At 69.1% G+C, this 23,953-nt stretch carries 22 protein-coding genes and 2 riboswitches; of the genes, 12 read left to right on the forward strand and 10 right to left on the reverse strand.

Going from position 1 to position 23,953, the window contains the following annotated elements; all coding sequences use genetic code 11:
* The 9 genes from PKD06_RS01075 to PKD06_RS01115 form a co-directional block, all read right to left on the reverse strand.
* Positions 1–185: hypothetical protein (locus PKD06_RS01075; RefSeq protein ID WP_324376874.1), on the reverse strand; the 185-nt coding region annotated here is incomplete at its 3' end.
* Between the two features lie 49 nt (positions 186–234).
* Positions 235–2,163 carry an acyl CoA:acetate/3-ketoacid CoA transferase gene (locus tag PKD06_RS01080; protein WP_324376991.1) on the reverse strand — a complete coding sequence of 643 codons (1,929 nt, stop codon included), beginning with the start codon at positions 2,161–2,163 and terminating at the stop codon, positions 235–237.
* Positions 2,164–2,176: 13 nt separating this feature from the next.
* On the reverse strand, positions 2,177–3,310 hold the full coding sequence (gene phaC / locus PKD06_RS01085) for a class III poly(R)-hydroxyalkanoic acid synthase subunit PhaC (RefSeq protein ID WP_324376876.1): 1,134 nt from the start codon (positions 3,308–3,310) through the stop codon (positions 2,177–2,179).
* Positions 3,307–4,152 (reverse strand): poly(R)-hydroxyalkanoic acid synthase subunit PhaE, encoded by an 846-nt coding sequence (locus tag PKD06_RS01090; protein WP_324376878.1) that lies wholly within the window; start codon positions 4,150–4,152, stop codon positions 3,307–3,309. The genes phaC and PKD06_RS01090 overlap by 4 nt, the downstream gene beginning before the upstream one ends.
* Positions 4,153–4,169: 17 nt before the next feature.
* The gene (locus tag PKD06_RS01095) at positions 4,170–5,348 is read right to left on the reverse strand and encodes an iron-containing alcohol dehydrogenase (RefSeq protein ID WP_324376880.1); all 1,179 of its coding nucleotides are present in this window, start codon (positions 5,346–5,348) and stop codon (positions 4,170–4,172) included.
* A 53-nt stretch (positions 5,349–5,401) separates the two neighbouring features.
* On the reverse strand, positions 5,402–7,063 hold the full coding sequence (locus tag PKD06_RS01100; RefSeq protein ID WP_324376882.1) for an acetolactate synthase large subunit: 1,662 nt from the start codon (positions 7,061–7,063) through the stop codon (positions 5,402–5,404).
* Between the two features lie 175 nt (positions 7,064–7,238).
* Entirely contained in the window at positions 7,239–7,658 is a 420-nt protein-coding gene (locus PKD06_RS01105; RefSeq protein ID WP_324376884.1) for an FKBP-type peptidyl-prolyl cis-trans isomerase, read from the reverse strand.
* A gap of 75 nt (positions 7,659–7,733) precedes the next feature.
* Positions 7,734–8,381 (reverse strand): ligase-associated DNA damage response endonuclease PdeM, encoded by a 648-nt coding sequence (gene pdeM / locus PKD06_RS01110; protein ID WP_324376993.1) that lies wholly within the window; start codon positions 8,379–8,381, stop codon positions 7,734–7,736.
* A 59-nt stretch (positions 8,382–8,440) separates the two neighbouring features.
* Positions 8,441–10,918: a ligase-associated DNA damage response DEXH box helicase gene (locus PKD06_RS01115; protein ID WP_324376995.1), complete on the reverse strand. Its 2,478-nt coding sequence runs from the start codon at positions 10,916–10,918 to the stop codon at positions 8,441–8,443.
* Between the two features lie 147 nt (positions 10,919–11,065).
* Between PKD06_RS01115 and murB the strand changes: the two genes are divergently transcribed.
* Complete coding sequence (murB, locus tag PKD06_RS01120; protein ID WP_324376886.1) at positions 11,066–12,001, forward strand: UDP-N-acetylmuramate dehydrogenase; 936 nt, start codon at positions 11,066–11,068, stop codon at positions 11,999–12,001.
* Here murB and pncA read toward each other — a convergent pair.
* Positions 11,976–12,620, reverse strand: a complete 645-nt coding sequence (gene pncA, locus PKD06_RS01125; RefSeq protein ID WP_324376888.1) for a bifunctional nicotinamidase/pyrazinamidase — start codon at positions 12,618–12,620, stop codon at positions 11,976–11,978. The two genes, murB and pncA, sit on opposite strands and share 26 nt — an antisense overlap.
* A 140-nt stretch (positions 12,621–12,760) precedes the next feature.
* Positions 12,761–12,867: riboswitch (TPP riboswitch) on the forward strand.
* Between pncA and PKD06_RS01130 the strand changes: the two genes are divergently transcribed.
* The 11 genes from PKD06_RS01130 (at position 12,858) to PKD06_RS01180 (ending at position 23,942) form a co-directional block, all read left to right on the forward strand.
* The gene (locus PKD06_RS01130; RefSeq protein ID WP_324376889.1) at positions 12,858–13,247 is read left to right on the forward strand and encodes a hypothetical protein; all 390 of its coding nucleotides are present in this window, start codon (positions 12,858–12,860) and stop codon (positions 13,245–13,247) included. (Overlaps the previous riboswitch by 10 nt.)
* 40 nt (positions 13,248–13,287) lie before the next feature.
* Positions 13,288–15,174, forward strand: coding sequence for a phosphomethylpyrimidine synthase ThiC (gene thiC, locus PKD06_RS01135; protein ID WP_324376891.1), 1,887 nt, complete (start codon positions 13,288–13,290; stop codon positions 15,172–15,174).
* Positions 15,175–15,303: 129 nt separating this feature from the next.
* Positions 15,304–15,543: a YdcH family protein gene (locus PKD06_RS01140; RefSeq protein ID WP_324376894.1), complete on the forward strand. Its 240-nt coding sequence runs from the start codon at positions 15,304–15,306 to the stop codon at positions 15,541–15,543.
* A 184-nt stretch (positions 15,544–15,727) separates the two neighbouring features.
* A riboswitch (Fluoride riboswitch) is annotated at positions 15,728–15,790 on the forward strand.
* An 87-nt stretch (positions 15,791–15,877) separates the two neighbouring features.
* Positions 15,878–16,825, forward strand: coding sequence for an NADH-quinone oxidoreductase subunit H (locus PKD06_RS01145; RefSeq protein ID WP_324376896.1), 948 nt, complete (start codon positions 15,878–15,880; stop codon positions 16,823–16,825).
* A 4-nt stretch (positions 16,826–16,829) separates the two neighbouring features.
* Positions 16,830–17,510, forward strand: coding sequence for a hypothetical protein (locus PKD06_RS01150; RefSeq protein WP_324376898.1), 681 nt, complete (start codon positions 16,830–16,832; stop codon positions 17,508–17,510).
* Positions 17,510–18,994 carry a proton-conducting transporter membrane subunit gene (locus PKD06_RS01155; protein WP_324376900.1) on the forward strand — a complete coding sequence of 495 codons (1,485 nt, stop codon included), beginning with the start codon at positions 17,510–17,512 and terminating at the stop codon, positions 18,992–18,994. Before PKD06_RS01150 ends, PKD06_RS01155 begins: the two co-directional genes overlap by 1 nt.
* Complete coding sequence (locus PKD06_RS01160) at positions 18,991–20,433, forward strand: nickel-dependent hydrogenase large subunit (protein WP_324376902.1); 1,443 nt, start codon at positions 18,991–18,993, stop codon at positions 20,431–20,433. Before PKD06_RS01155 ends, PKD06_RS01160 begins: the two co-directional genes overlap by 4 nt.
* 9 nt (positions 20,434–20,442) lie before the next feature.
* Positions 20,443–21,231: a 4Fe-4S binding protein gene (locus PKD06_RS01165; protein ID WP_324376904.1), complete on the forward strand. Its 789-nt coding sequence runs from the start codon at positions 20,443–20,445 to the stop codon at positions 21,229–21,231.
* Complete coding sequence (locus PKD06_RS01170; RefSeq protein ID WP_324376906.1) at positions 21,224–23,194, forward strand: proton-conducting transporter membrane subunit; 1,971 nt, start codon at positions 21,224–21,226, stop codon at positions 23,192–23,194. The genes PKD06_RS01165 and PKD06_RS01170 overlap by 8 nt, the downstream gene beginning before the upstream one ends.
* Before the next feature lie 16 nt (positions 23,195–23,210).
* Positions 23,211–23,585: a CrcB family protein gene (locus PKD06_RS01175; RefSeq protein ID WP_324376908.1), complete on the forward strand. Its 375-nt coding sequence runs from the start codon at positions 23,211–23,213 to the stop codon at positions 23,583–23,585.
* Between the two features lie 12 nt (positions 23,586–23,597).
* Positions 23,598–23,942, forward strand: a complete 345-nt coding sequence (locus tag PKD06_RS01180) for a DUF190 domain-containing protein (protein WP_324376910.1) — start codon at positions 23,598–23,600, stop codon at positions 23,940–23,942.
* Positions 23,943–23,953 lie beyond the last annotated feature (11 nt).

Raw genomic sequence — 23,953 nt, forward strand, 5'->3', positions numbered from 1 at the left:
GCGGGAGCCGCGGCGGCGGGAGGGGTTGCCGGCTTCGGCTCGGGGGCGGCAGCCTTGGGCGCGGCGTCCTTCGGCTCGCTCTTTGCGGCGGCCGGAGCGGGAGCGTCCGCCTTGGCGGCGGGAGATTCGGCCGCCACGGGCGCCTTGGGCGCCGAATCCGGCGGGGAGGAAGGTGATTTAGCCATGACGCTGCACCCCGATGGGTTACTCTGTGCTTCGAGAAGCGTGGGAAGGTTAGGTCCGGTCGGGCTCGACCGTATTGTTGGCCTCCTGCCGGGTCTCGAAGACGTGAGGAGCGACGTCGCGCTCCTTCAGGGCTTCTCCGAGCTTCAGGCGCATGAAGGCGCTCGTCGTATAACGCGACGCCGTCTCGTAGTAACGCCCCTGAAGGTAGGTGATTGTGGAGAAATAGGCGTCGCTGACGGCCGGATCGAGCTGGAAGCCGTCGTAATTGACGATGAGATGCACCTTGTGGCCGATCGCGCGGCAGCGCCGCTCGAATTCGCGCCGTATCAGCTCGACATCGTCGGTGGTGCGGACGTGGAAGCCCTCCCAGTTGACGAACATCGTGTTGCGCGCCGGGTCGTAGCTGATGCGCTCGTCGAGGCTGTGGCCGAGCAGGTCGTTCTCCAGCCCCATGGCTCCGTCGCGGAAGATGCGCTCGTCCATGAGCTTCGGATTGCGGATGATGGGCTTGAATCCCATCTGGGCGAGAATGTCGCGCTCGATGTCGATGCCCGGCGCGACCTCCGTCAGTTCCATGCCCTCCGGCGTGCGCCGCATGACGCAGCGCTCGGTGATGTAGAGGACCGGCTGGCCAGTCTCGGCGGCATAGTCGCCCGAGAAGGTCACATGCTCGACCTGCTCGACGAATTTCTTCATCCGGCCTTCCTCGAGGATGCGGAGCCGGCCGTCCTCGACGGCGATCTTGAGCCCGCCCGCGGTGAAGGTCCCGGCGAGGAGCAGGACCTTGGCATTCTGCGAGATGTTGATGAAGCCGCCCGCGCCAGCGAGCTTGCGGCCGAATTTCGAGACGTTGACGTTGCCGTGCCGGTCGGTCTGCGCCATGCCGAGGCAGGCGAGGTCGAGACCGCCGCCGTTATAGAAGTCGAATTGCTGGTTCTGGTGCAGGATGGCGTCGGGATTGAGGGCGGCGCCGAAATCGAGCCCTCCCTGCGGCATGCCGCCGATGATGCCGGGCTCGGCCGTCAGCGTCAGGTATTTCAGCACCCGCTCCTCGGCCGCGACGGCGGAGACGCCCTCGGGCATGCCGATGCCGAGATTGACCACGCCGCCCGGCGGCAACTCGAAGGCGCAGCGCCGCGCGATGACCTTGCGCTCGTCGAGCGGAAGGGGCGGGATGCGGTCGAGCGGCACGCGCTGGCGGCCGGAATAGGCGTGGTTATAGGCCGTGGCGTAGGTCTGGAGGTGGTTCTCGGGCTTGGCGACGACGACGCAATCCACGAGGGCGCCCGGGACGATGACCTCGCGGGCGGCGAGGCCCTCGGCGATGCGCTCGACCTGCGCGATGACGAGGCCGCCCGAATTCTTGGCCGCCATGGCGGCGGCGAGATTGTCGAGCTTGAGCGCCTCGCGCTCCATGGTGATGTTGCCGGCGGGATCGGCCGTCGTGCCCCGGATCAGCGAGACATGGATCGGGAAGGACTTGTAGCGCAGCCATTCCTCCCCATCGAGCGTGACCAGCTCGACGAGATCCTCGGTCGTGCGCGCATTGAGCTTGCCGCCCGTGAGGCGGGGATCGACGAAGGTGCGCATGCCGACCTTCGTCATGACGCCCGGCCCGTGCGCGGCGATGTCCCGGTAGAGGTGGGAGACGACGCCGAGGGGCAGGTTATAGGCTTCGATCTCCTCGTCGAGGGCGAGGTCGCACAGCTTCGGCACGAGCGACCAGTGGCCGCCGACGACGCGCTTGATCAGCCCCACGCGGGCGAGGCGGTTGAGGCCGCGCTCCTTGCCGTCGCCGGGCGCGGCGGCGAAGACCAGCGTGAGATCCTTCGGCCCCTTCTGCGCCTCGTGGCGGCGGGCGATGGCCAGGATCAGCTCGTCCGGGGTGCCGATCCCCACGAATCCCGAGACCGCGACCGTGTCGCCGTCGCGGATGAGGGCGGTGGCCTCGTCGGCCGAGACGATCTTGTTCTTCAGCACGGGCGCGGTCTCAATCGTGTTTCTTGAGCCAGTCGGCGATGGAGGGTCCCAGCAGCGCGTTGCCCTTGCCGCCGACGAAGACCCCGATATGGCCGCCCGGAAGCGGCAGTTCGGTGTAGTCCTTGGTCCCGACGACCCGCTTGAGCCCCTGGGAGGTCGCCGGCGGCACGATGTGGTCGTCCGTGGCGAAGATGTTGAGGACCGGCGCCGAGATCTTGCCGAGATCGACCTTGCGCCCGCCGATCTCCAGCTCGTTCTTCACCAGCTTGTTGTTCTGGTAGAGGTCCTTGAGCCACTGCTTGGCCGCCTCGCCCGGATGGTGCGGGCGGTCGGCGATCCATTTCTCCATGCGCAGGAAGTTCATGAACTTCTTCTTGTCGTCCATGACGTCGAGCAGGTCGAGATTGTATTTCGTCATGGTCCGCATGGGCGTCAGCATCGAGAAGACCGACCCCATGAACTCCCCGGGCAGCGAGCCGTAGACGTCGATCAGCCGGTCGATGTCCTTCGGGTCGAGGTTGCGCGTCCACAGGTTGATGAAGCCGTGGCCCTTGCGCTGCTCGCCTTCCATGTCGGCATGGAAGTCGATCGGCGTGATCGTGAGGATGAGCCCGTTGATCTTCTCCGGGTGCAGGGCGGCATAGGCGGTGGCGAAGACGCCGCCCTCGCAGATGCCGAGGAGGTTCACCTTCGGCTTGCCGCTCGCCTCGGCGATGAAGCTCATGCATTCGTCGAGATAGCCGTCGATATAGTCGTCCAGCGTGAGGAAGCGGTCGGCGCGGCTCGGATTGCCCCAGTCCACGACGTAGAGGTCGACGCCGAGCTTGAGCAGGTTGCGGATGAGCGAGCGGTCCTCCTGGAGATCCGCCATCGTCCAGCGCCCGACGAGGCCGTAGCAGATGAGGACCGGGATGCCGATGCTCTGTGTCTCGGCGAGCGGGCGGTAGCGGTAGAGGGTGACCTTGTCCTGCTGGAAGACCACGTCCTTGGGGGTCGTGGCGATCTGGACTTCCTCGTCCTTGACCTCCGAGAAGAGCTTCGCTCCCTCGGCGATGCGCTTGCCGAGGGTGGAGGCTTCCTGAAGGACGTCCGCGGGAGAAATGAGGGGGGCGGCTTTGGGCTCGCTCATTTTGGGCTCGCTCATGGGGCACGACCTCCGGCCTGGCTGTTGTCGGCGGCGCGCGCCTTGAGGGCGCGGTTCTCGCGGGTCAGGGTGCGGATCTCGCGGCGCAGGTCCGTGACGGATTTATGGACGTCGTCCAGCTCGGCCCGGGTCGGGTAGCCGAAGACCTGGCTGTAGAACTCGCCGATCTCCTGCTGGGCCTCGCGCAGGTCGGTCGAGGCTTTCATCGTGTCGCGCTGGCTCTTGAGGAAAGCCTCGGTGCGCTGCGTCTCGAGCAGCGTGTCGTTGGCGATCTCGACCCACAGGGACATCAGCGCGCGCGCCGATTCGAGCGGCTTGCCGGATTCGGCCCGCTCATTGACCGCCTTCGCGAACTGGCCCGCGGCCTTGGACCAGGCCTCGATCATGACGGTGTTGTGCTCGAGATTGCAGCGCCGCATGGCGAGCCACGCCGTCATCAGGCTGGCGAATTTGCGCTCGACGTTCCAGAGATCGGAGAAGCGCGGGCCCTCGGCCATGCGGTTCAGCGCCTCGTCGACCTCGCTGGTGGCGGCGAGCCAGCCCCGCGGGTCGAAGATCTTGGCCATCAGCTCGGTGGTGACCGGGTCCGGGCGTCCGCCGCTCTGGTCGGCGAGGCTGCGGGCGAAGGTGGTCGAGACCGCCTCCGCACTCGACCATGCCTGCTGGAAGGCTGCCTGCGCGGCCTGGAAGGACTGCACGTCCGGCATGCCGCCTGTCGGCATCATGGCCGGGGGCATGCCCTGGGTCATCGCGCTGAAGAAATTGCGCTGGGCGTCGAGGAAGCTCTGGGTGCCGCGCCCCCAGAGTTCGCCCATCGCCTTGGCGGTATCGAAGGGGTTCATGGTCGTGTCCCCGGCGGTCAGGCAGCTTGCCGGAGCTTGCCGTCCAGCGCTTCCGAATAGATCGCGAAGGCATCCGCGTAGGTGACCTCGCGCGGATTGTTCACGAGGAGGCGCGTCTGCTTCATGGCATCCGTTGCCAGCCGCTCGAGATCCTTCTCGGCGACGCCGACATCCGTGAGGCGCGCCGGCACGCCGCAATCGCGGCAGATGGAATCCAGCGCCTCGACGAAGCGGGCCGCCGCCTCGTTCGACTTCAGGCCGCTCGCGCCGTGATCGACGAGAGGCGCCAGTTCTGCATAGAGGTCCTGGGCGTGCGAGAGGTTGAAGCGCAGGACGCCCATCAGGACGAGGGCGTTCGAGAGCCCGTGCGGCACGTGGAAGATCGCGCCGATCGGATAGGCGAGGGCGTGGACGGCTGCGACCGGCGAATTGGCGAAGGCCATCCCGGCCAGCATCGAGCCGAGCAGCATATTGGAGCGCGCCTCGAGGTTCTTCGGCTCGCGGCAGGCGGTGCGGATATTGGCCGAGAGCAGCGTCAGGGCCTGGCGGGCGAGCTGGTCGGAGATCGGGTTCTTCTTGTGCTTCGAGGTATAGGCCTCGATGGCGTGGACCATGGCGTCGATGCCGGTCGCCGCCGTCACATGCGCCGGAAGGCCGACCGTCAGCTCGGCGTCGAGGACCGCCCAGTCGGGAAGGAGGCGCGGGGAGACCACGCCCTTCTTCTCGGTGGTGGGCGTGGTCACGATCGAGATCGGGGTGACCTCCGAGCCGGTCCCGGCGGTGGTCGGCACCAGGATCAGCGGCAGGCGCTGGCCCTTGGCCATGCCGACGCCGTAGATGGCGTCGAGCGGTTCGTCGGACTTGGCGAGATAGGCGACGAGCTTGGCGGTATCGAGCGCCGAGCCGCCGCCGATCGACAGGACCAGCTCGATCCCCTCGTCGCGCGCACGCTTCGCCGCCGCCTCGATGATGGTCGAAGGCGGGTCGGCCTGCACCTCGTCATAGACGGAAACGGTCATGCCGGCCGCGGCGAGCGCATCCTCGGCCGACTTGGTCAGCCCCGCATTGCGCACGCCCCTGTCGGTGACGAGCATGACGCGCTTCGCGCCGAACTGCTCCACGATACCCGGCAGCTTCGCCGAAGCGCCGTTCTCGAAGAGCACGTTCGAGGTCGTCTGGAAGGTAAAGGGATTCATCGGCCTGTCCTTGATCGTTCCCGCCATCTTTTGTCGTTGGTCCCGGCCGGCTCCTATTCGGCCGGCTCGGGCTGGAGCTGCTTCACCTTCTCGCGCAGCTCCTTGACGAGGACGCGGCTGTTCTCGGAATAATCGACGGGCACCACGACGAGATGGACGCCCCCGGCCTTGAAGGCGTTGTCGAGAGTGCTCTCGAACTCGCCGACCGACTGGATCCGGTGCCCCTTGGCGCCGTAGCTCTCGGCATATTTCACGAAATCGGGGTTCTTGAAGGTCATGCCGTAGTCGGGGAAGTCGTCCACGGCCTGCTTCCAGCGGATCATGCCGTAGGCCGAGTCGTCGAGCACCAGTACCACGAGGTTGAGCCCGAGGCGGACCGCGGTCTCCAGCTCCTGGCTGTTCATCATGAAGCCGCCGTCGCCGCAGACCGCCATGACGCGCTTGCCCGGGTTCAGGAGCGCCGCCATCATGGCCGAGGGCAGGCCCGCGCCCATCGTGGCGAGGGCGTTGTCGAGCAACAGCGTGTTCGCGACGTAGGTGCGGTAGTTCCGCGCGAACCAGATCTTGTACATGCCGTTGTCGAGGCAGACGATCCCGTCCTCCGGGATCACCCGGCGCACGTCCCGCACGAGGCGCTGCGGCGTGACCGGGAAGCGGTCCTCGTCGTTGCGCGCGGAGATGTGGGACAGGATGTGCTCGCGCAGCGGCAGGAGCGCGCCCGCATTCGGCAGCTTGCCCGCCACCTGGTCGCCGAGGATCTTCAGCGTCGGCCCGATATCGCCGACGACCTCCGCATCGGGGAAATAGACCGACTCGACCGTCGCCGGCGTGTAGCTGACGTGGATGACCTTTGGGCCGCCCTTCTTGCCCATGATGAAGGGCGGCTTCTCCACCGTGTCGTGGCCGATGGCGATGATGAGGTCGGCCTGGTCGATCGCCTCGTGCACGTAGTCGCGCTCGGAGAGCGCCGCCGTCCCGATATAGAGGCTGGTGCCGCCCGCGACCGTGCCCTTGCCCATCTGCGTGGTGAAGAAGGGGATGCCGGTGCGCTTCACGAAGTCGCCGATGTCGTGCGACGAGCGCGGCCGGCTCGCGGCCGCCGCCAGCATGATCAGCGGACGCTTGGCGGCCTTGATCATCTCCGCGGCGCGCGCGATCGCCGCCGGATGCGCGACCGGGATCTCGATCGGATGCGAGGGCACCATCTCGGCCTCGCCCTCCTCGGAGGCGATGTCCTCGGGCAGCTCCAGCAGAACCGGGCCGGGCCGCTCCTCCATCGCCACCCGGAAGGCGTCGCGCACGATGGTCGGGATCGAGGAGGCCGACACGATCTGCCGCGCCATCTTGGTGATCGGCTTCATCGAGGCGATGACGTCGACGATCTGGAACCGGGCCTGGCGCGAGGACAGGATGCCCTTCTGGCCGGTCAGGATGATCATCGGCATGGCGCCGAGATGCGCATAGGCCGCGCCGGTCGAGAAGTTCAGCGCGCCCGGCCCGAGCGTCGCGATGCAGACGCCGGGACGGCCGGTCAGGCGCCCGTGCGTCGCCGCCATGAAGGCCGCGGCCTGCTCGTGGCGCGTCAGGACCAGCTCGATCTTCGACGTCCGCAGTGATTCCACGACGTCGAGGTTCTCTTCCCCGGGTATCCCAAAAATACGGTCGACGCCCTCGTTTTCCAAGGCGCGAACAAGAAGATCTGATCCCTTCGACATCGTTCGCTTCTTCCCCTGTCCGGGCAGGCCCTCGGCCGTGCCGTTTTGTGTCGATTGCTGAGTGGCGGCGCTTAGCCGAAATGTGCAAGCAGGCGGCTGCTTTACGATGTCCTTCGCCGCCCCGCTAGCCTTTCGTTGTAGGCGTGGCACTAGAATAATTTTCGCCGGAGGCGCGTCAGCGGGCGCCGAGCAGCTCGACGTCGAAGATCAGGGTCGCGTTCGGCGGGATCACGCCGCCGGCCCCGCGCGCGCCGTAGCCGAGGGCGGCCGGGATCACCAGGATGCGCCGGCCGCCGGGCTTCATGCCGGCGACGCCCTCGTCCCAGCCCGCGATGACCTGGCCCTGGCCGAGGGTGAAGGAGAAGGGCTGGCCACGGTCGCGCGACGAGTCGAATTTCGCACCCTTCTTGCCGCCCTGGTCGAGCCAGCCGGTATAGTGCACCTGGACGGTCTGCCCGGCCTTGGCCGGGGCGCCGGTCCCGACGGCCTCGTCCGTGTAGCGCAGGCCCGACGGCGTGGTGACGGGTCCGGCGGCGGAGGCGGCGATGGTCATGGCGAGGGTCAAGGCTCCTGTGAGAACGGCGAGACGGGACATGGCTGCTCCTGCCCTTGCGGACGAATCGAGCGGCGCTGATAGCAGGCGCGGGGCTGCCGGGCGAGGCTTCGGGACTCAGTCTCCGCGCAGGGCGGCGTCGGGCAGGGCGTAGAGCCGCGTGCGGCCGATGGCATGGGCGAGAAACCCCCGCGGGAAGAGCGGCCGGAAAACGGGATCGCAGGCATTGAGGCCGCCCGCATAGGCGCCGAAGGCGGGCAGGATGCAGCGCTCCCCGTCCGTCAGGAAGGCGCGGACGCGCACGCCCCGGCCCCGCAGGGCGACCTTCGCCACCGGATGCAGATGTCCGGCGAGTTCCCGCCCCGCGCCGATGGCCGGATGATGGCGTAGCACGAGCGGGCCGATCGCCGCCTCCGCGGCCACCGTCCCGCCGAGCGCGGCGGGCAGGATCGGGTCATGGTTGCCGAGGATCCAGGTCCAGTCGAGCCCCGCGGTCAGCGCGCCGAGCATGGCGCGGTCGCGGGGATGCAGGCGCTCGGGCCCCCATTGGTCGTGGAAGCTGTCGCCGAGCGCGACGACCCGGCGCGGCCGGTGGAGGGCGATCGCCTCGGCGAGCCGGGCGAGGGTCGCGCCCGTGTCGTAGGGCGGCAGCAGGGCGCCGCGCCGGGCGAAGGCGGAGCCCTTTTCGAGATGCAGGTCGGCGACGACGAGCATGCGCGCCTCGGGCAGGACGAGCGCGCCCGAGGGATCGAGCAGGCAGGCCATGCCGGCGAGAGCGATCGCCGCCGGTTCCGGCCGCTCAGGTGGGGCCGGCCAGGGCGCGCTCACGCCATCGCCTCTTCCACCAGCATCGCCTCCGCCTCCGCCAAGATCTCGTCCGCTCCCTCGCCGAAGACCCGCTCGCGCCCGATCTCGAGGATGAGCGAGACGGCGAGCGGGGAGACCCGCTCCAGCGGCTTATGCCTGATTCGGCCGCGGATGCGGGCCAGCATCTGCCCGAGGCGGCGCAGGTCGAGCAGGCCCGTCGCCGCATCCGCCCGCGCGGCGCGCAGGAGGAGATGGTCCGGCTGGTGCCGGCGCAGCACGTCGTAGACGAGATCGGTCGAGACCGTGACCTGCCGGCCGGTCTTCCTCGCGCCCGGATGATGCCGCTCGATCAGCCCGGCGATGACGGCGCAGTCGCGGAAGGCGCGCTTCATCAGGGCGCTCTCGTCGAGCCACGCCTCGAGGTCGTCGCCCAGCATGTCCTCGCCGAGCAATTCGTCCAGGAAGCCGGGCTCCGCGGCGGCCCGCGCGCCGATATCGCCGATCGCCCAGGCCGCGATGCCGTAATCGTTGGCGACGAAGCCGAGCGGGCGCAGCCCGGCCCGCTCGAGGCGGCGCGTGAGGAGCATGCCGAGCGTCTGATGCGCGAGCCTCCCCTCGAATGGGAAGGCGACGAGATAGAAGCGCCTGTGCCGCGGGAAGGTCTCGACCAGGAGGTCGCCGGGTGCGGGGATCAGCGAGCGCTGCCGCTGCTGGCGCAGCCATGAGGCCGCCCCCATGGGCAGGCGGTCCCACCCGGCCGGATCGGCCAGGATCTGCCGGACGCGCGCGGCGAGGAAGGTCGAGAGCGGGAATTTCGAGCCGGCATAGCTCGGGATCTGCGGGTCCTCGGCGCCCGCGGCGCGGGTGACATGGACCTCGTCCTCCGCGATCCCCTCGAAGCGCAGCATCTCGCCGGCGAAGATGAAGGTGTCGCCGGCGACCATCATCTCGCAGAACCCCTCCTCGACCTCGCCGAGGACGCGCCCGCGCGGGACGATCGCGCCGCCCGCCCGCGCCCGGCGCACGAGGCGGACCTTCAGCATCGTCCCGCCGACGATGGTGCCGACATTCAGCCGGTATTGCTGGGCGATGCGCCCATCGCGCACGCGCCAGAGGCCGTCCGCGCCTCGCACGATCTTCGCGAAGCGCTCGTAGGCGCGCAGGGCGTAGCCGCCCGTCGCCACGAAATCGACCACCGCCTCGAAATCCTCCCAGGCGAGATCGGCATAGGGCGCCGCGGAGCGCGCCTCCTCGTAGAGATCGTCCATGGAGAAGGGGTCGGCGCAGGCCATGCCGAGCACGTGCTGGGCAAGCACGTCGAGGGCGCCGCGCCGCGGATCGGGCGTGTCCTGCGCGGCCGCCGCGACCGCGTCGAGGGCGGCTGCGCATTCGAGAATCTCGAAGCGGTTTGTCGGCGCGAGATAGGCTTTGGAGGGCTCGTCCATGCGGTGGTTGGCTCGCCCGATCCGCTGCATGATGCGCGAGGCCCCCTTGGGCGCGCCGAGATTGACGACGAGATCGACGTCCCCCCAGTCGATGCCGAGATCGAGCGTCGCGGTGCAGACGACCGCCTTGAGCTTGCCCGCGCTCATCGCCGCCTCGACGCGCCGCCGCCGCTCGACCTCGAGCGAGCCGTGATGGATGGCGATGGGCAGCGTGTCCTCGTTCATCCGCCACAGTTCCTGGAAGGCGAATTCGGCTTGGAAGCGCGTGTTGGTGAAGACGAGGGTCGTCTTGTGCTGCTTGATCAAGTCGTAGATCGCCGGCAGCATGAGCGCGCCCATATGGCCGGCGAGCGGCAGGTCCCGGTTCAGCGTGAGGAGGCGGATATCGGGCTCCGCCCCGCCTTCCACCACGACGAGATCGGCAAGGGGGGACTCCCTCCCCGCCAGATACCGCCTCAGCGCATCGGGCTCGCGCACCGTGGCCGAGAGGCCGACCATGGCGAGGCCTGGCGCGAGCCGGCGCAGTCGCGCGAGGCCGAGCGAGAGGAGGTCGCCCCGCTTCGAGGTGACGAGAGCGTGAAGCTCGTCCAGCACGACGCGCCGCAGGCCGCCGAGCAACTCGCCTGCGCTTCGATGCGCGAGGAGCAGGGCCAGTTGCTCGGGCGTCGTCATGAGGATGTCGGGCGGACGCTCGATCTGGCGCCTGCGCTTGTGGGGCGGAGTGTCGCCGGTGCGCGTCTCGACGGTGACCGGCAGGCCCATTTCGCGCACGGGCGTCTCGAGGTTGCGCGCGACATCGACGGCGAGCGCCTTCAGCGGCGAGATATAGAGGGTATGGAGCCGGCGCCCGCCGCCTCCTCCCTGCGCCAGCTCGACGAGGCTCGGCAGGAACCCGGCCAGCGTCTTGCCCGCGCCCGTGGGCGCGACGAGCAGCACCGAGCGTCCCTCCCGGGCGCGGGCGAGGAGGTCGAGCTGATGGGCGCGGGGCGCCCAGCCGCGCGCCGCGAACCAGGCCGCGAAAGGCTCGGTCAGGCGGTCAGGCGGCGTCATCGCGGCTTTGTACACGATATGTTCCAGATCTGGCTAGACGGTCCGCGGGCGCGTTCGATCGGGATGGCCGGGACGACACCCGGCGGCATGGACAGGAGCGCCCTCCCGGTCTAACCGCGCCGTCCAAGGCGGAGATCGAAGAGCGGCGTGAGCGATAAAACCGGGTGGACGCGCCATCTTGCGGCCTCGCTGAAGGCGGCCGCGCCCGGCCTGCGGGGCGCGCTGGTTCCGAATGCGCCGATGGCGCCGCTCTCCTGGTTCCGCACGGGCGGGCCGGCGGAAGTGCTGTTCACGCCCGAGGACGAGGCCGATCTCGCCGCTTTCCTCGCCGCCTGCCCGGCCGATATTCCGCTCCTCGTGGTCGGGCTCGGCTCGAACCTGCTCGTCCGCGACGGCGGCATCGAGGGGATGGTGATCCGGCTGGGGCGCGGCTTTTCGGGCATCGCCGTCGAGCCGGGCCATCGCGTCCGGGCCGGGGCCGGGGCGCCCGACGTGAAGGTCGCGCGGGCGGCGGCCGAGGCGGGAATCGAGGGGCTCGCCTTCCTGCGCGGCATTCCGGGCGCCATCGGCGGGGCGCTGCGCATGAATGGCGGCGCCTATGGCGGAGAGACCAAGGATGTGCTCGTCGAGGCCCGCGCCCTCGACCGGCAGGGCAGGGCGGTCACCTTGTCCTGCGCGCAGATGGGCTTCACCTATCGCCATTGCGCGGCGCCGGGCGGCCTGATCTTCACGCAGGCGCTGTTCGAGGGGCGGCCGGGCGATCCCGAAGCGATCCTCGCGGCGATGGGGGCGATCACCGAGCAGCGCTCCTCGACCCAGCCGGTCAATACCCGCACCGGCGGCTCGACCTTCAAGAACCCGCCCGGGGCCAAGGCATGGCAACTCGTCGACGAGGCCGGCTGCCGCGGCCTGCGCATCGGCGATGCGCAGGTCTCGCAGATGCATTGCAACTTCCTGGTCAATCTCGGCCGCGCCACCGCTGCCGAGATCGAGGCTTTGGGCGAGGAGGTCCGGCGCCGCGTCAGGGAGACCTCCGGCATCGAGCTGGAATGGGAGATCAAGCGGGTCGGGATGGCAGCCTGAGGCCGGCGCTCGACACGCGCCGCACGCCGGCCGCCTCCATCTCCGCCCAGGCCCGCGCGAGCGATCCGTCGAGGTCGATGGCGCGGCAGGCATCCTCCACCACGGAGACCTCGAAACCGGCGGCACGGCCGTCGAGGGCCGTCCAGGCGACGCAGAAATCGGTGGCGAGGCCGCAGACGAAAAGATGCCGCGCACCCCGCTCGCGCAGATAGCCGGCGAGGCCGGTCGGCGTGATCCGATCCGCCTCGCGGAAGGCCGAATAGCTGTCGACCGCGTGATGGTGGCCCTTGCGGAGGACGAGCTGCGCCTTGGACAGCTCCAGGCCGGGCGCCAGGGCCGCGCCCGCCGTCCCCTGGACGCAATGGTCCGGCCAGAGGATCTGGGGTCCGTAGGGCATCGGCACCGTCTCGAACGGCCCCCGGCCGGGATGGGCCGAGGCGAAGGAGAGATGGCCGGGCGTATGCCAGTCCTGCGTCGCGACGACGATGCCGAAGCGCGCCGCGAGGGCGTTGACCGCCGGCACGACGGCGTCGCCCTGCGGCACGGCGAGGCTGCCGCCGGGGAGGAAATCGTTCTGCACGTCGACGACGATCAGCGCGTCTGTCTCGGCGGGATTCATGCGGCGTCTCCCTGCGGAGTCGGGTTGGCATGGCGGCGAGCGAACCCGCCGCCGCATTCGAGCGCGAGGCGCCTTTTCGCGGCCCGGACGGGTTGTCCGCGGGCCGGATTTGACATTGCGCAGCTTCCGTCCCACCTTCAACCTGTTCCGAGGGGGGCCGTGCGAGCGGCTGAGATACGGCTGGCCGGCCGTGACCCTCCAACCTGATCCGGGTCATGCCGGCGGAGGGACGGGAACATGGCGGGACCTTCCATCTTTCTGGCGCGGCTTCTCGGCCCTCTGGCCTTGGCCGTCGGAATCGGCGGCCTGCTCAATCGCGAGGCCATCCGGGGCATCGCGTCCTCGCTGTCGCGCGAGCCCGGCCTGATCCTGATCCTCGGTGCGCTCGATCTTGCGATCGGGCTGGCGATCGTCCAAGTGCACAATCTCTGGGTCGCCGGCTGGCCCGTGCTGATCACGCTGATCGGCTGGCTCGCCCTTGCGCGCGGCCTCGTGCGCATCCTGGCGCCGGGCTGGCTCGCCGCCCATGCCGCGCCGAAGCTGCTCGATGGGGGCTTCGCCGGCGCCGCCCTCCTCGTCACGGCCGGTTTCGGCCTCGTCCTCACCGCCTGCGGCTACCTGTCCTGAGCCGCATTCTGGAACCCACAAGAACCCCAAGGAGACATAAATGACAGCTCACGATCCGAAAATGGGCAAGGGACCCGCCATCCCGCAAAGCGTGACCACCGGCCCGATCCAGGGCTCGCGCAAGGTCTACGCCTCGCCGGCGGGCCATGACGACATCCGCGTCCCCTTCCGCGAGATCGTGCTGACCGATCCGAACGAGGCGCCGGTGCGCGTCTACGATCCGTCCGGCCCCTATACCGATGTCGATTCGGGCATCGACCTCACGCGCGGCCTGCCGCTGGTGCGCGAGACATGGCTCGCCGCGCGCGGCTTCGAGAGGGTCGAGGGGAGGGCGGTGAAGCCGGAGGACAACGGCAACATCTCCGCCGACAAGCTCGTCGCCGCCTGCCCGGCCGAGCGCGTGATCCTGCGCGGCCGTCCCGGCCAGCCGGTCACGCAATACGAATTCGCCAGGGCCGGCATCGTCACGCCGGAAATGCGCTACGTCGCCCATCGCGAGAACCTCGCCCGCGAGGCGGCGGTCGCGAACGCGGCTGCGACGATCGCGGACGGCGAGAGCTTCGGCGCGGCGATCCCCGACTTCATCACGCCCGAATTCGTGCGCGACGAGATCGCGCGCGGCCGCGCCATCATCCCGGCCAACATCAACCATCCCGAGGTCGAGCCGATGGCGATCGGCCGCAACTTCCTCGTCAAGATCAACGCCAATATCGGCAATTCGGCCGTCGTCTCGACGGCGGCGGACGAGGTCGAGAAGCTGGTCTGGGCCATCCGCTGGGGTGCGGACACGGTCATGGACCTCTCCACGGGCCGCAACATCCACAACATCCGCTCCTGGATCATGCGCAACTCGCCCGTGCCGATCGGGACGGTGCCGATCTACCAGGCGCTGGAGAAGGTCGACGGCGATCCGCTCAAGCTCGACTGGGAGGTCTTCAAGGACACGCTGATCGAGCAGGCCGAGCAGGGGGTGGACTACTTCACCATCCATGCCGGCGTGCGCCTCGCCCATGTGCCGCTGACGGCGCGGCGCGTCACGGGCATCGTCAGCCGCGGCGGCTCGATCATGGCGCGCTGGTGCCTCGCCGGGCATCGCGAGAGCTTCCTCTATGAGCGCTTCGACGAGATCTGCGACATCATGCGGGCCTATGACGTCTCCTTCTCGCTCGGGGACGGCCTGCGGCCCGGCTCGATCGCCGACGCCAACGACGCGGCCCAGTTCGCCGAGCTGGAGACGCTCGGCGAACTGACGAAGATCGCCTGGGACAAGGGCTGCCAGGTGATGATCGAGGGCCCCGGCCACGTGCCGATGCACAAGATCAAGGTGAACATGGAGAAGCAGCTTCGCGAATGCGGCGAGGCGCCCTTCTACACGCTCGGGCCGCTCACCACCGACATCGCGCCCGGCTACGACCACATCACGAGCGCGATCGGCGCGGCGCAGATCGGCTGGTTCGGCACCGCGATGCTCTGCTACGTGACGCCGAAGGAGCATCTGGGCCTGCCGAACCGCGACGACGTCAAGGTCGGCGTCATCACCTACAAGCTCGCCGCCCACGCGGCCGATCTCGCCAAGGGCCATCCGGCGGCGCAGATCCGCGACGACGCGCTCTCGCGGGCGCGGTTCGACTTCCGCTGGGAGGACCAGTTCAACCTCTCCCTCGACCCGGACACGGCTCGCGCCTACCACGACGAGACGCTGCCCAAGGACGCCCACAAGGTCGCCCATTTCTGCTCGATGTGCGGGCCGAAATTCTGCTCGATGAAGATCACGCAGGACCTGCGCCGCGAGGTGCTGGAGATGGGAGACAATGCGGTCGCCGATCTCACGGCCCGCGCGACCTTCCTCACCGAGGAGGAGCGCAAGGCCGGGATGGCCGCGAAGTCGCGCGAGTTCCTCGAGGAGGGCGGCAAGCTCTACCTGTAGGGCGAAGAACCGGGCCGGCTCCGCCGAAGCGGGGCCGGCCCAGCATCGCCTGCGTTGCGATAGATCAACCCTCGGCGCGCCTCGGGCGGGTAGCGGTCGCTGCACGGAAATCCGCGACGAGGAGCATTCATGTCCAACACTCCCCACACCTTGGCCGACGAGTTCCCCGGGCAGAAGGAGGCGATTCACGGGCTGAAGGTGTCCGATCCCGCCTTCGCGCGCCTCCTGGCCCGCTATGACGAGGTCAACGACCAGGTGCATCGGGCCGAGACGAATATCGCACCTGTCGACCAGGCTACTGAAACCGAGCTGCGCAAGGAGCGCCTTCGGATCAAGGACGCGATCGGCGCGGCCCTTTCCGAGGGATGAGATCGCCGGCTCCCGCCTAGGGCGTCGATGGTTCGCGCGCCCACCCTCCCACCGCAAGGGGGGGGAAGGTGGGCGCGGCGGAAGCCGCCCTATGCAATAGCCCTGCCGCTCGCGGGGAGAAGCGGAGGACGGGAGCCCCGGACGCCCCGCTGCTCCCCTTGACAAGCAAGAGGGGCGGGATCAGCTTGGGCATGGCGATGGAGTTCGCCATTTAACCGCCCTCGGGGCTGATGACTCCTGTCGAGCCGATCCGGCTGACGGAGCAGCGTGCCTTGAATTCGCCCTCGCCCCTCCCGCAGATATCTCCCGGCGCCCGGGCACGGAAGGGCCGGGCATGAGCCTGCGCGACATCCTCCTCCAGGTCGCGCAGGTCGCGGCGACTTTGCTGCTGGCGCCGCTCCTGCAGGGCGTCGTCCTCCAGTTCGAGGAGCGGGTGCAGCGCGGGCAGGGGCCCGGCATCCTCCAGCCCTACCGCGATCTCTGGAAGCTGTTCCACAAGGAGATCGTCGCGCCGGAGACCGCCTCCTGGCTCTACTGGATCGCGCCGATCGTCGCCTTCACGACGACGCTGACGGTCCCGATCCTGATCCCGGTTCTCACGAACTATCCGCTGCCGCTCTCCGACATGGGCGACATCCTCGGCGGCGGCCTGATCCTGACGCTCGGCTCCTTCATGGTCACGCTGGCGGGGCTCGACACGCGCAGCGCCTATGGCGGCATCGGCTCGAGCCGCGCCGTCATGGTCGCGATCCTGGCCGAGCCGACCCTGATCCTCGTCTTCGTCGGGATCACGCTCCTCGCCAAGGCGATGCTGCCCTTCGTGGTCAATCACCTGCTCGTCGCCGAGCCCTGGATCTACTGGGGCCCGACGCACCTCTTCCTGGTGGCGGCCTTCTTCGTGCTGCTGCTGGTCGAGACCGACCGCCTGCCGATCCATTCGAGCACGCATATCGAAGTCTACATGATCGAGGAGGCCCGCATCCTCGAATATTCGGGGCCCATGCTCGCCATCCTGCGCTGGGCCTCGATGATGAAGCAGTTCATCCTCTATACGATCTTCTGCAACGTCCTCCTGCTCCCCTGGGGATTGTCCTACCAGGGCGCTGCCTTCGGCGTGCTGGGCGCGGTCGGCGCGCTTGCGCTGAAGTTCCTGGCCGTGGCCTGCCTCGTCGTCGTGGTCGAGACGGCGCAGTCGCGGCTGCGCTTCTACCGCTACCAGGAACCGCTCGCGGCCTCCTTCATGCTCGCGGTCCTTGCGATCGTCGGCACGCAACTGAGCTGACGCCATGCTGGCCGCGCATCTCGAACCCCTTCCCGCCGCGATCTTCAGCCTGCTGGCGATCGGCAGCCTGCTGCTATCCTTCGTGATGCTCGGTTCGAGGTGGCTGCGCCACTACCTCTTCGCCTTCGCGGCGCAATCCTGGCTCATCGCCATCCTGTCGGCGGCGGTCGGCTATTACGGCGACTATGCCGAACTCTATATCGTCGCGATCCTCACCGTGCTGTTCCGGGGCTTGCTGCTGCCCTACCTGATCCTGCGCATCCTGCGGCGCCTGGAGGCGCACCGGGAGGTGCATGTGATCCTCCAGGCCAGCTCGAGCATCGTCATCGGCGCGCTCGCCGTCGTCTTCGCGCTCGCCGTCTCCTACCGGATCGGCACGGCGCTCGGCCTCTCCGGCACCGTGGTCGTCCTCGCGCTGACGGTCATGCTGTCGATGAAGCTGATCGGCTTCCTGATGCTCTCCGTCCGGCACGAGGCGCTGAGCCAGATCCTCGGCCTGCTCGTCCTGGAGAACGGCGTCTTCCTCGGCGCGCAGATCCTCGTGCCGGGGATGCCGCTCTTCATCGAGATCGTCATTCTGTTCGATTTGCTCGTCGTCGTCGCCTGTTTCGGCGTGCTGGTGCAGTATCTCCTGAGCCATGTCGGCACGACCAGCTCGCTCCAGCTCAAGCGGCTGGTGGGCTGATGGACGCGACCGGCTTCCTCGCGCTCGCGCTGGTGGGGGCGCCGGCCGCGGCGATCGTCGTCATCCTCCTGATCGGCCGGCCGCGGGCGGCGGAGGCGATCAACCTCGCGGCGAGCGCCGTCTCTCTGCTCTCGATCCTCGCGATCCTCCTCGTCGGCCCCGAGGCCGAGGCGACCTTCTGGAACGCCTATATCGTCATCGACGGCCTCGGCACCTGGGCGATCCTGTGCGCGGCGATCGTCTACTTCCTCGCCTCGATCTACGCGGTCGGCTACATGCGCCTGCTGGGCGAGGAGGGCCGGCTGCACCGCTTCTACGCCACCTTCGCCGGGTTCGGCCTGACCACGCTCGCCGGCCCGATGATGAACAATGCCGGCCTCTACTGGATCGCGATCGAGCTGACGACGCTGGTCAGCACCTTCCTTGTCGCCTTCGAGCGCGAGCCCGAAAGCATCGAGGCCGCCTGGAAATACATCATCGTCGTCTCGGCCGGCATCAGCCTCGCTTTGCTCGGCACCGTCCTCTTCTACTGGGCCGGGACCTTCGTCCTCGGCCCCACCTGGGACATGACCTGGAGGACGCTCCAGCACATCGCCCCGCGCCTCAACCCCGCCCTCGTCTCGCTCGCCTTCCTGCTGGTCCTGATCGGCTACGGCACCAAGGTCGGCCTCGCCCCCATGCATACCTGGCTGCCGGATGCCCATAGCGAGGGTCCCGCGCCTGTTTCGGCCCTGCTGTCGGGCGCGCTGCTCAACGCCGCCATGGTCGGCATCGTGCGCTACCTCGCCGTCGCGGATGCGGCCGGGATCGCGGCTCTGGCGCGCGGCACATTGCTAGCGCTCGGCGCCTTCTCGCTGCTCGTCGCTGCGCTGTTCATCGTCCGCCAGAGGGGGCTGAAGCGGCTGATGGCCTATTCCAGCGTCGAGCATATGGGCGTGATCGCGCTCGGCTTCGGCATCGGCGGCCCCTTCGGGACGGCCGGCGCCCTCTATCACATGCTCAGCCACTCGCTGAACAAGTCGGCGATGTTCTTCGGTGCCGGCGCCGTGATGCGCGCCTACGGGACCAAGCGCATTCCGAGTATCCGGCATGTAATGCGGCGCCTTCCCGTCCTCGGCGGCCTGTGGCTGGCGGGAGCGGTCGCCATCACCGGCGCGCCGCCCTTCGCGCTCTTCCTGAGCGAGCTTGCGATCATCCGCGGCGGACTGGCCGACGGCCATTACGCCCTGGTCGCGCTCGTGGCTGTGCTGCTCGTCGTGATCTTCGTCGGCTTCCTCAACCATTTCCGCGTCATGTATTTCGAGGACGGAGCCGGGGAAGCGCCCGAGGTTGCGCGGGTCGGCCCCTGGCTCGTCCTGCCCATGTGGCTCGCTCTCGTGCCGCTCCTCGTCCTGGGGCTGTGGTGGCCGCAAGCCCTCTGGGACCATTTCCAGGCCATCGCCCAGGCGCTCGGCGGCATGCATCCCGCGGAGCCGGCGCCATGATCGGGACGTGCGGCCAGGATCTCGCGCCGGCCGATCTCGGCCCGGCCGCCCGTGCGCTCCGCAATGGCGGCGGGCGCCTTCAGTTCGCCTATGCCTGGACGAGGCCGGACGAGGTTCCGGAAATCCGCTACGTCGCGGCGCTGCCGGGACGGCACGAATTCGAGCTGTGGCGCGTCGCCGGCCACCGTAACCTGCCGAGCCTCACGCCCGTCCTGCCTCTGATCGGCTGGTACGAGCGCGAGATGATGGATGTGCAGGGTCTCGCCTTCGAGGGCCATCCTGAGCCCTATCCGCTCGTGCTGCATGCCGGCGACGGCACCCGTGTCAACGGCAACGGCCGCCCCCGCCTGCCCGATATCGACGCGGCCGATGTGCAGCACCTACCTTTCGGGCCGATCCGAGGGGATGTGCTGGAATCGGCCGAGTTCACCTTCCTCTATGTCGGCGAGCACATCATCCACTACCACCCGCGCCTGTTCTTCAAGCATCGCGGGATGGAGAGCTGCTTCGAGGGACAGGATCCCCTGCGCGGCGCGGTCACGGCGGAGCGGGTCTCGGGGGTCGGCTCGGTGGCCCATGCGCTCGCCTATTGCGAGGCGGTCGAGCGGGCCGCGGGCTGCGAGGTGCCGGAGCGGGCGAGGGCTTTGCGCGTCCTCCTCGCTGAGTTGGAGCGCCTCTACAACCACCTCCATTATCTCGGCCATCTCTGCCACACGACGACGCTCAAGGTCGGCGAGGCGCAGGGCAAGCTGCTGGAGGAGAGGGCGAAGCAGCTCAACGGGCGGCTCACCGGAAGCCGCTTCCTGCGCGGCCTCCTGGCTCCGGGGGGCCTGCGGCGCGACCTCGATCCGGGCAAGTGGCTCGGCGACGCCCTGGAACGGCTGCGGGAGGATTACGTCGCCTATGCCGGCCGGCTCGAATCCTCCGAAAGCCATCTCGACCGGCTGATCACCACGGGGCCGCTGCCCGAGCGCGTCGCCTTCGACCAGGGCGCGACCGGCCCGGTCGAGCGCGCCTCCGGCCTCGACCGGGACCTGCGCCGCGACCATCCCTATGCCGGCTATGGCGGCCTGCCGCTCTCCGTGCCGGTCCTGAAGGAGGGCGATGCCTATGCGCGCGAGCGGGTGCGCATGGCCGAGATCGATGCGTCCTTCATCCTGTGCCAGCGCATCCTGCTCCTGCTCGAGGCGGGGCCGGTCGCGGCCCCGTGCCGCCTTCCGCCCCTCGCCGAGGGGCTCGGCTGGAGCGAGGGGCCGCGCGGCTCGCTCTTCTACGCCGTCCATGCCGGGCCGGAGGGGCGCCTCGCGCGGGTGAAGATCAAGTCGCCCTCCTTCTCGAACTGGCGCGCTTTTCCCTTCACCGTCCATGACAGCAACATGATGGACTACGCGATCAACGAAGCGAGCTTCGGCCTCACCATGGCTGGCTGCGACCGATAGGAGCGGCTCATGGCCTTATGGACATTGTTCGGGCTGGCGGCGGGCAAGGCGACGACCGCCTGGCCCCGCGAGGGTGGAAACGACGGCCAGGACGGTGTGCTCGGCATGCCCCGCCACGATCCCGAAGCATGCCGCGAGGGCTGCGGGGAATGCGCGGAGATCTGTCCGACCCGCGCCATCGAGGCCCGCGAGGGCGGGCTCGCGATCGATTACGGGCGCTGCGTGGTCTGTCAGCTCTGCACGGAAGTTTGTCCGACCGGGGCGATGGAGCCCTCCCGCGACTGGGCCTTCGGCGTGCGCGAGCGCGGAGACCTGGTCCGGGCGGATCGTGGGCCGCGCCCCCCGGACCGGCCCGCGCCGGAGCGCAGGGCGTTCCGGCGCAGCCTCCACATCCGCCATGTCGATGCCGGCTCCTGCAACGGCTGCGAATCCGAGCTTCAGGCGCTGAACAACCCCTTCTACAACCTGCACCGGCTCGGCATCTTCTTCACGGCCTCGCCGCGCTTCGCCGATCTTCTTCTCGTCACGGGGCCGGTCACGGTGGCGATGCGCGAGCCTTTGCTGGCGGCTTACGAGGCCATGCCCGAGCCGCGCTGGGTGATGGCCGCCGGCACCTGCGCCGTTTCGGGCGGCATCTCCGGTGGCAATGACGCCTGCGGCACGGGGCTCGACGGCGTGCTTCCGGTCGATCTCTACCTGCCGGGCTGCCCGCCGAACCCCGCCGCGATCATGGAAGCCCTGCTGATGTTCCTCGACCGCGCGCCGCAGAGGGTCGAAGGAGGGCGGATCGGTGTCTAGCGAGCTTCTCCTCCTCGCGGCGACCCTGTGGGCTGTGGGCGCGCTGCTCGGGCTTGCCGGGGCCTTGGTCCTTGGCCGCGCCGCGTTGGCGCTCGGCGCGATCTCCGGCATCGTCGCTGCGATCCTGGCGCTTCCGGGCGCGAGCCCGACGATCGTGCTTCCGGGACGACTCCTCGCGGAGGAGGTCGGCTTCCGCATCGACCCGCAGGGCTGGTGGCTGATGGGGTTCGGGCTGGTCCCGGCCGCCTTCGCCTGCGCCTTCGCCTCGCCCGCGCAGGCCGGGCGGCGCGGCTGGCTCTTCGGAGCGGGCCTGAGCCTTCTCGGCGCGCTCGGCGTCTTCGGATTGCAGAACGGCGCCGCCCTGCTGATTGCCTGGGAGGCGATGAGCCTCGGCGGCGCCATCCTCCTTCTCTCCGACCATCTCGGGCGCGGGCGCGGCCGCGGCGTCCTCTTCATGCTGGCCCTGCTCGAGGTCGGCGCGGTGGCGCTCCTCCTCGCGATCGTCCTCCTCGGCGGCCACGCCTCGAGCCTGGGATTCGCAGCCTTCGAGGCCGGCGCCGCCGGGCTCCCGCGGGCAATGCAGATCGGCATCGGCCTCCTGCTTCTCGCCGGCTTCGGCGCCAAGCTCGGCCTCCTGCCCTTCTACGAATGGTTCCCCGGTGCCTATGGCAGCGGCAGCGGCGCCTCGGGCGCCATCATGTCGGGCATCGTGCTCAACGCCGCCTTCCTCGCCTTGGCGCGGGCCTTGACGGGCTGGCTTCCCGGCGCGGCGGGCGATGCCTTCCCGACCCTCGCCGCGATCGTCGTCATCGTCGGGACGCTGAGCGCCATCCTGACCATCCTCTATGCTTTCCAGCAGGACGATTGGCGGGGGCTTCTCAGCTTCTCCTCGGCCGAGAATGCCTCGATCGCGGTCGTCGCGCTCGGCGCCGCGATGCTGTTCCACGGCCACGGGCTCGCCGATCTCGCCGGCCTGGCCTGGACGGTCGCGCTGCTCCACCTCGCCGGCCACGCGCTTGCCAAGGGAGCGCTTTTCCTGGCCGCCGACGGGATCTTCACGGCAAACGGGAGCTACCGCATCGCCTATGGCGGGGCGGGCAGCCACTGGCTGCTGGGCGTCGGCGCGCTGCTTGCCGGCATGAGCCTCGCCGCCATGCCGCCGACCGCGGGCTTCGTCAGCGAATGGTTCGTCTTCCAGACCGTCTTCCAGGGCTTCCACCTGCCGAGCCTCGGCGGGCGGCTCGTCCTCGCCCTCACCGGGGCGGGCCTCGCCCTCACCGCGGCCGTCGCCTTCGCGACCTTCGTGAAGGCGATCGGGCTCGGGGTGCTGTCGCGCGATCCCGCGCGCCCTGCGCCGATCGCCTCGCGCTATTCGGCGGCGGCGGGCCTCCTCGGCCTCGCCGTGCTCGCCCTCGGCGCGGGCATGCCGCTCTGGCTCGCGGCGCTCGACGCCGCCGCGCCGTTCGGCATTCCCGTCGCGGCCCGGATGCGGGACGGTGCCCTGCTCGTCCCGCTCACGGCCAGGTTCGCCTTCATCTCGCCGAGCCTCCTCGTCCTCGTCATGCCGCTTCTCGCGCTGATCCCCGTTCTGCTCGTCCTCGGCCGCAGGCGGCGCGGGGTGCGGCGGGTGCCGGTCTGGTACGGGGGGCTCTCGCCCGACCCGGCGCGCGCCTCGACGACCAGCCTGTCCTTCTCGAACGCCATGCGGACCTTCTACAGCTTCGTCTACCGCCCGACCGCCGATACCGAGCGGGATGCCGATGCGGGCGGCTATTTCGTCCGCAAGCTCGTCTTCGAGCACGATGTCGCGCCGATCTTCGGGCCGCTCCTGTTCCAGCCGGCCGTCCGGCTGGTGCGGGACCTCGCCGGCCGGCTCCGGCTGCTTCAGTCGGGTCACCTGAACCTGTATCTGGGCCTGATCGGGGTCCTGCTCGTGCTCGTCCTCGGGCTGGCGCTGCTCTGACCGGAAGGACGAGACGATGTGGACCTATCTCGCCATTGCGGGCTTCGGCGTCCTGGGCTGCTGGGCGCGCTTCGCGCAGACCAATCTCGTGCAGTCGGTCTACGGGCGCGATTTTCCCTATGCCACGCTCAGCATCAACGTTCTCGCCAGCTTCGCGATGGGGTTTCTCTTCGTCGAGACGCTGGAGCGCCTCACGATCTCACCCACCCTGCGGACGGGAATCCTGACCGGCTTCATCGGCGGCTACTCGACCTTCTCGACCTTCGAGATGGAGACGCTGCTGCTCGCCGAGAACGGGGAGATCTTCAAAGCCGCGCTCTATGTCGTCCTCTCGGTGGGCCTCGGCTTCGTGGCCGCTTTCGGAGGCGCCTACATCGCCCGGAACCTGTAGCGGGAGGATCGAATGACCGACGACATCCTGATCGTGCGCATCTATCTCAGCGAGGCCGACCATGGCCGGCGCAGGAAGCTCATGCAGGAGATCCTGACCCTCCTCCAGGAGCGCCATGCCGTGCAGGGCGTGACGGTCTTCCGCGGCATTGCCGGGTTCGGCGCGAGCGGGGAGGTCCATGCCGACGATATCCTGCGGCTGACCGTCGATCTCCCGCTCGTCATCGAGTTTTTCGACGAGCCGAAGGTCGCCGAGGCGGCGATCGGGCTCCTCGACGATCTCGTCCGGGGCGGCCACATCGTCTCCTGGCCGGCGAAGCGCTACGGAAGCGCGGCCCGGCCGGCGCGGCAGGGATGAGGGGCCCCTCG

Origin of the sequence: Enterovirga sp., assembly GCF_035325185.1 — a bacterium.
Taxonomy (GTDB): domain Bacteria; phylum Pseudomonadota; class Alphaproteobacteria; order Rhizobiales; family Beijerinckiaceae; genus Enterovirga.

What these genes read in the sequence shown, in the direction of transcription:
- thiC (WP_324376891.1), top strand. Translation starts at nt 13,288, where the DNA reads ATGACAGCTCACGATCCGAAAATGGGCAAGGGACCCGCCATCCCGCAA.
- PKD06_RS01160 (WP_324376902.1), top strand. Translation starts at nt 18,991, where the DNA reads ATGATCGGGACGTGCGGCCAGGATCTCGCGCCGGCCGATCTCGGCCCG.
- PKD06_RS01165 (WP_324376904.1), top strand. Translation starts at nt 20,443, where the DNA reads ATGGCCTTATGGACATTGTTCGGGCTGGCGGCGGGCAAGGCGACGACC.
- PKD06_RS01105 (WP_324376884.1), bottom strand. Translation starts at nt 7,658, where the DNA reads ATGTCCCGTCTCGCCGTTCTCACAGGAGCCTTGACCCTCGCCATGACC.
- PKD06_RS01180 (WP_324376910.1), top strand. Translation starts at nt 23,598, where the DNA reads ATGACCGACGACATCCTGATCGTGCGCATCTATCTCAGCGAGGCCGAC.
- PKD06_RS01130 (WP_324376889.1), top strand. Translation starts at nt 12,858, where the DNA reads ATGGCGGGACCTTCCATCTTTCTGGCGCGGCTTCTCGGCCCTCTGGCC.
- PKD06_RS01115 (WP_324376995.1), bottom strand. Translation starts at nt 10,918, where the DNA reads ATGACGCCGCCTGACCGCCTGACCGAGCCTTTCGCGGCCTGGTTCGCG.
- PKD06_RS01095 (WP_324376880.1), bottom strand. Translation starts at nt 5,348, where the DNA reads ATGAATCCCTTTACCTTCCAGACGACCTCGAACGTGCTCTTCGAGAAC.
- PKD06_RS01155 (WP_324376900.1), top strand. Translation starts at nt 17,510, where the DNA reads ATGGACGCGACCGGCTTCCTCGCGCTCGCGCTGGTGGGGGCGCCGGCC.
- PKD06_RS01090 (WP_324376878.1), bottom strand. Translation starts at nt 4,152, where the DNA reads ATGAACCCCTTCGATACCGCCAAGGCGATGGGCGAACTCTGGGGGCGC.
- pncA (WP_324376888.1), bottom strand. Translation starts at nt 12,620, where the DNA reads ATGAATCCCGCCGAGACAGACGCGCTGATCGTCGTCGACGTGCAGAAC.
- PKD06_RS01175 (WP_324376908.1), top strand. Translation starts at nt 23,211, where the DNA reads ATGTGGACCTATCTCGCCATTGCGGGCTTCGGCGTCCTGGGCTGCTGG.
- PKD06_RS01100 (WP_324376882.1), bottom strand. Translation starts at nt 7,063, where the DNA reads ATGTCGAAGGGATCAGATCTTCTTGTTCGCGCCTTGGAAAACGAGGGC.
- PKD06_RS01150 (WP_324376898.1), top strand. Translation starts at nt 16,830, where the DNA reads ATGCTGGCCGCGCATCTCGAACCCCTTCCCGCCGCGATCTTCAGCCTG.
- PKD06_RS01140 (WP_324376894.1), top strand. Translation starts at nt 15,304, where the DNA reads ATGTCCAACACTCCCCACACCTTGGCCGACGAGTTCCCCGGGCAGAAG.
- pdeM (WP_324376993.1), bottom strand. Translation starts at nt 8,381, where the DNA reads ATGGCCTGCCTGCTCGATCCCTCGGGCGCGCTCGTCCTGCCCGAGGCG.
- PKD06_RS01145 (WP_324376896.1), top strand. Translation starts at nt 15,878, where the DNA reads ATGAGCCTGCGCGACATCCTCCTCCAGGTCGCGCAGGTCGCGGCGACT.
- phaC (WP_324376876.1), bottom strand. Translation starts at nt 3,310, where the DNA reads ATGAGCGAGCCCAAAATGAGCGAGCCCAAAGCCGCCCCCCTCATTTCT.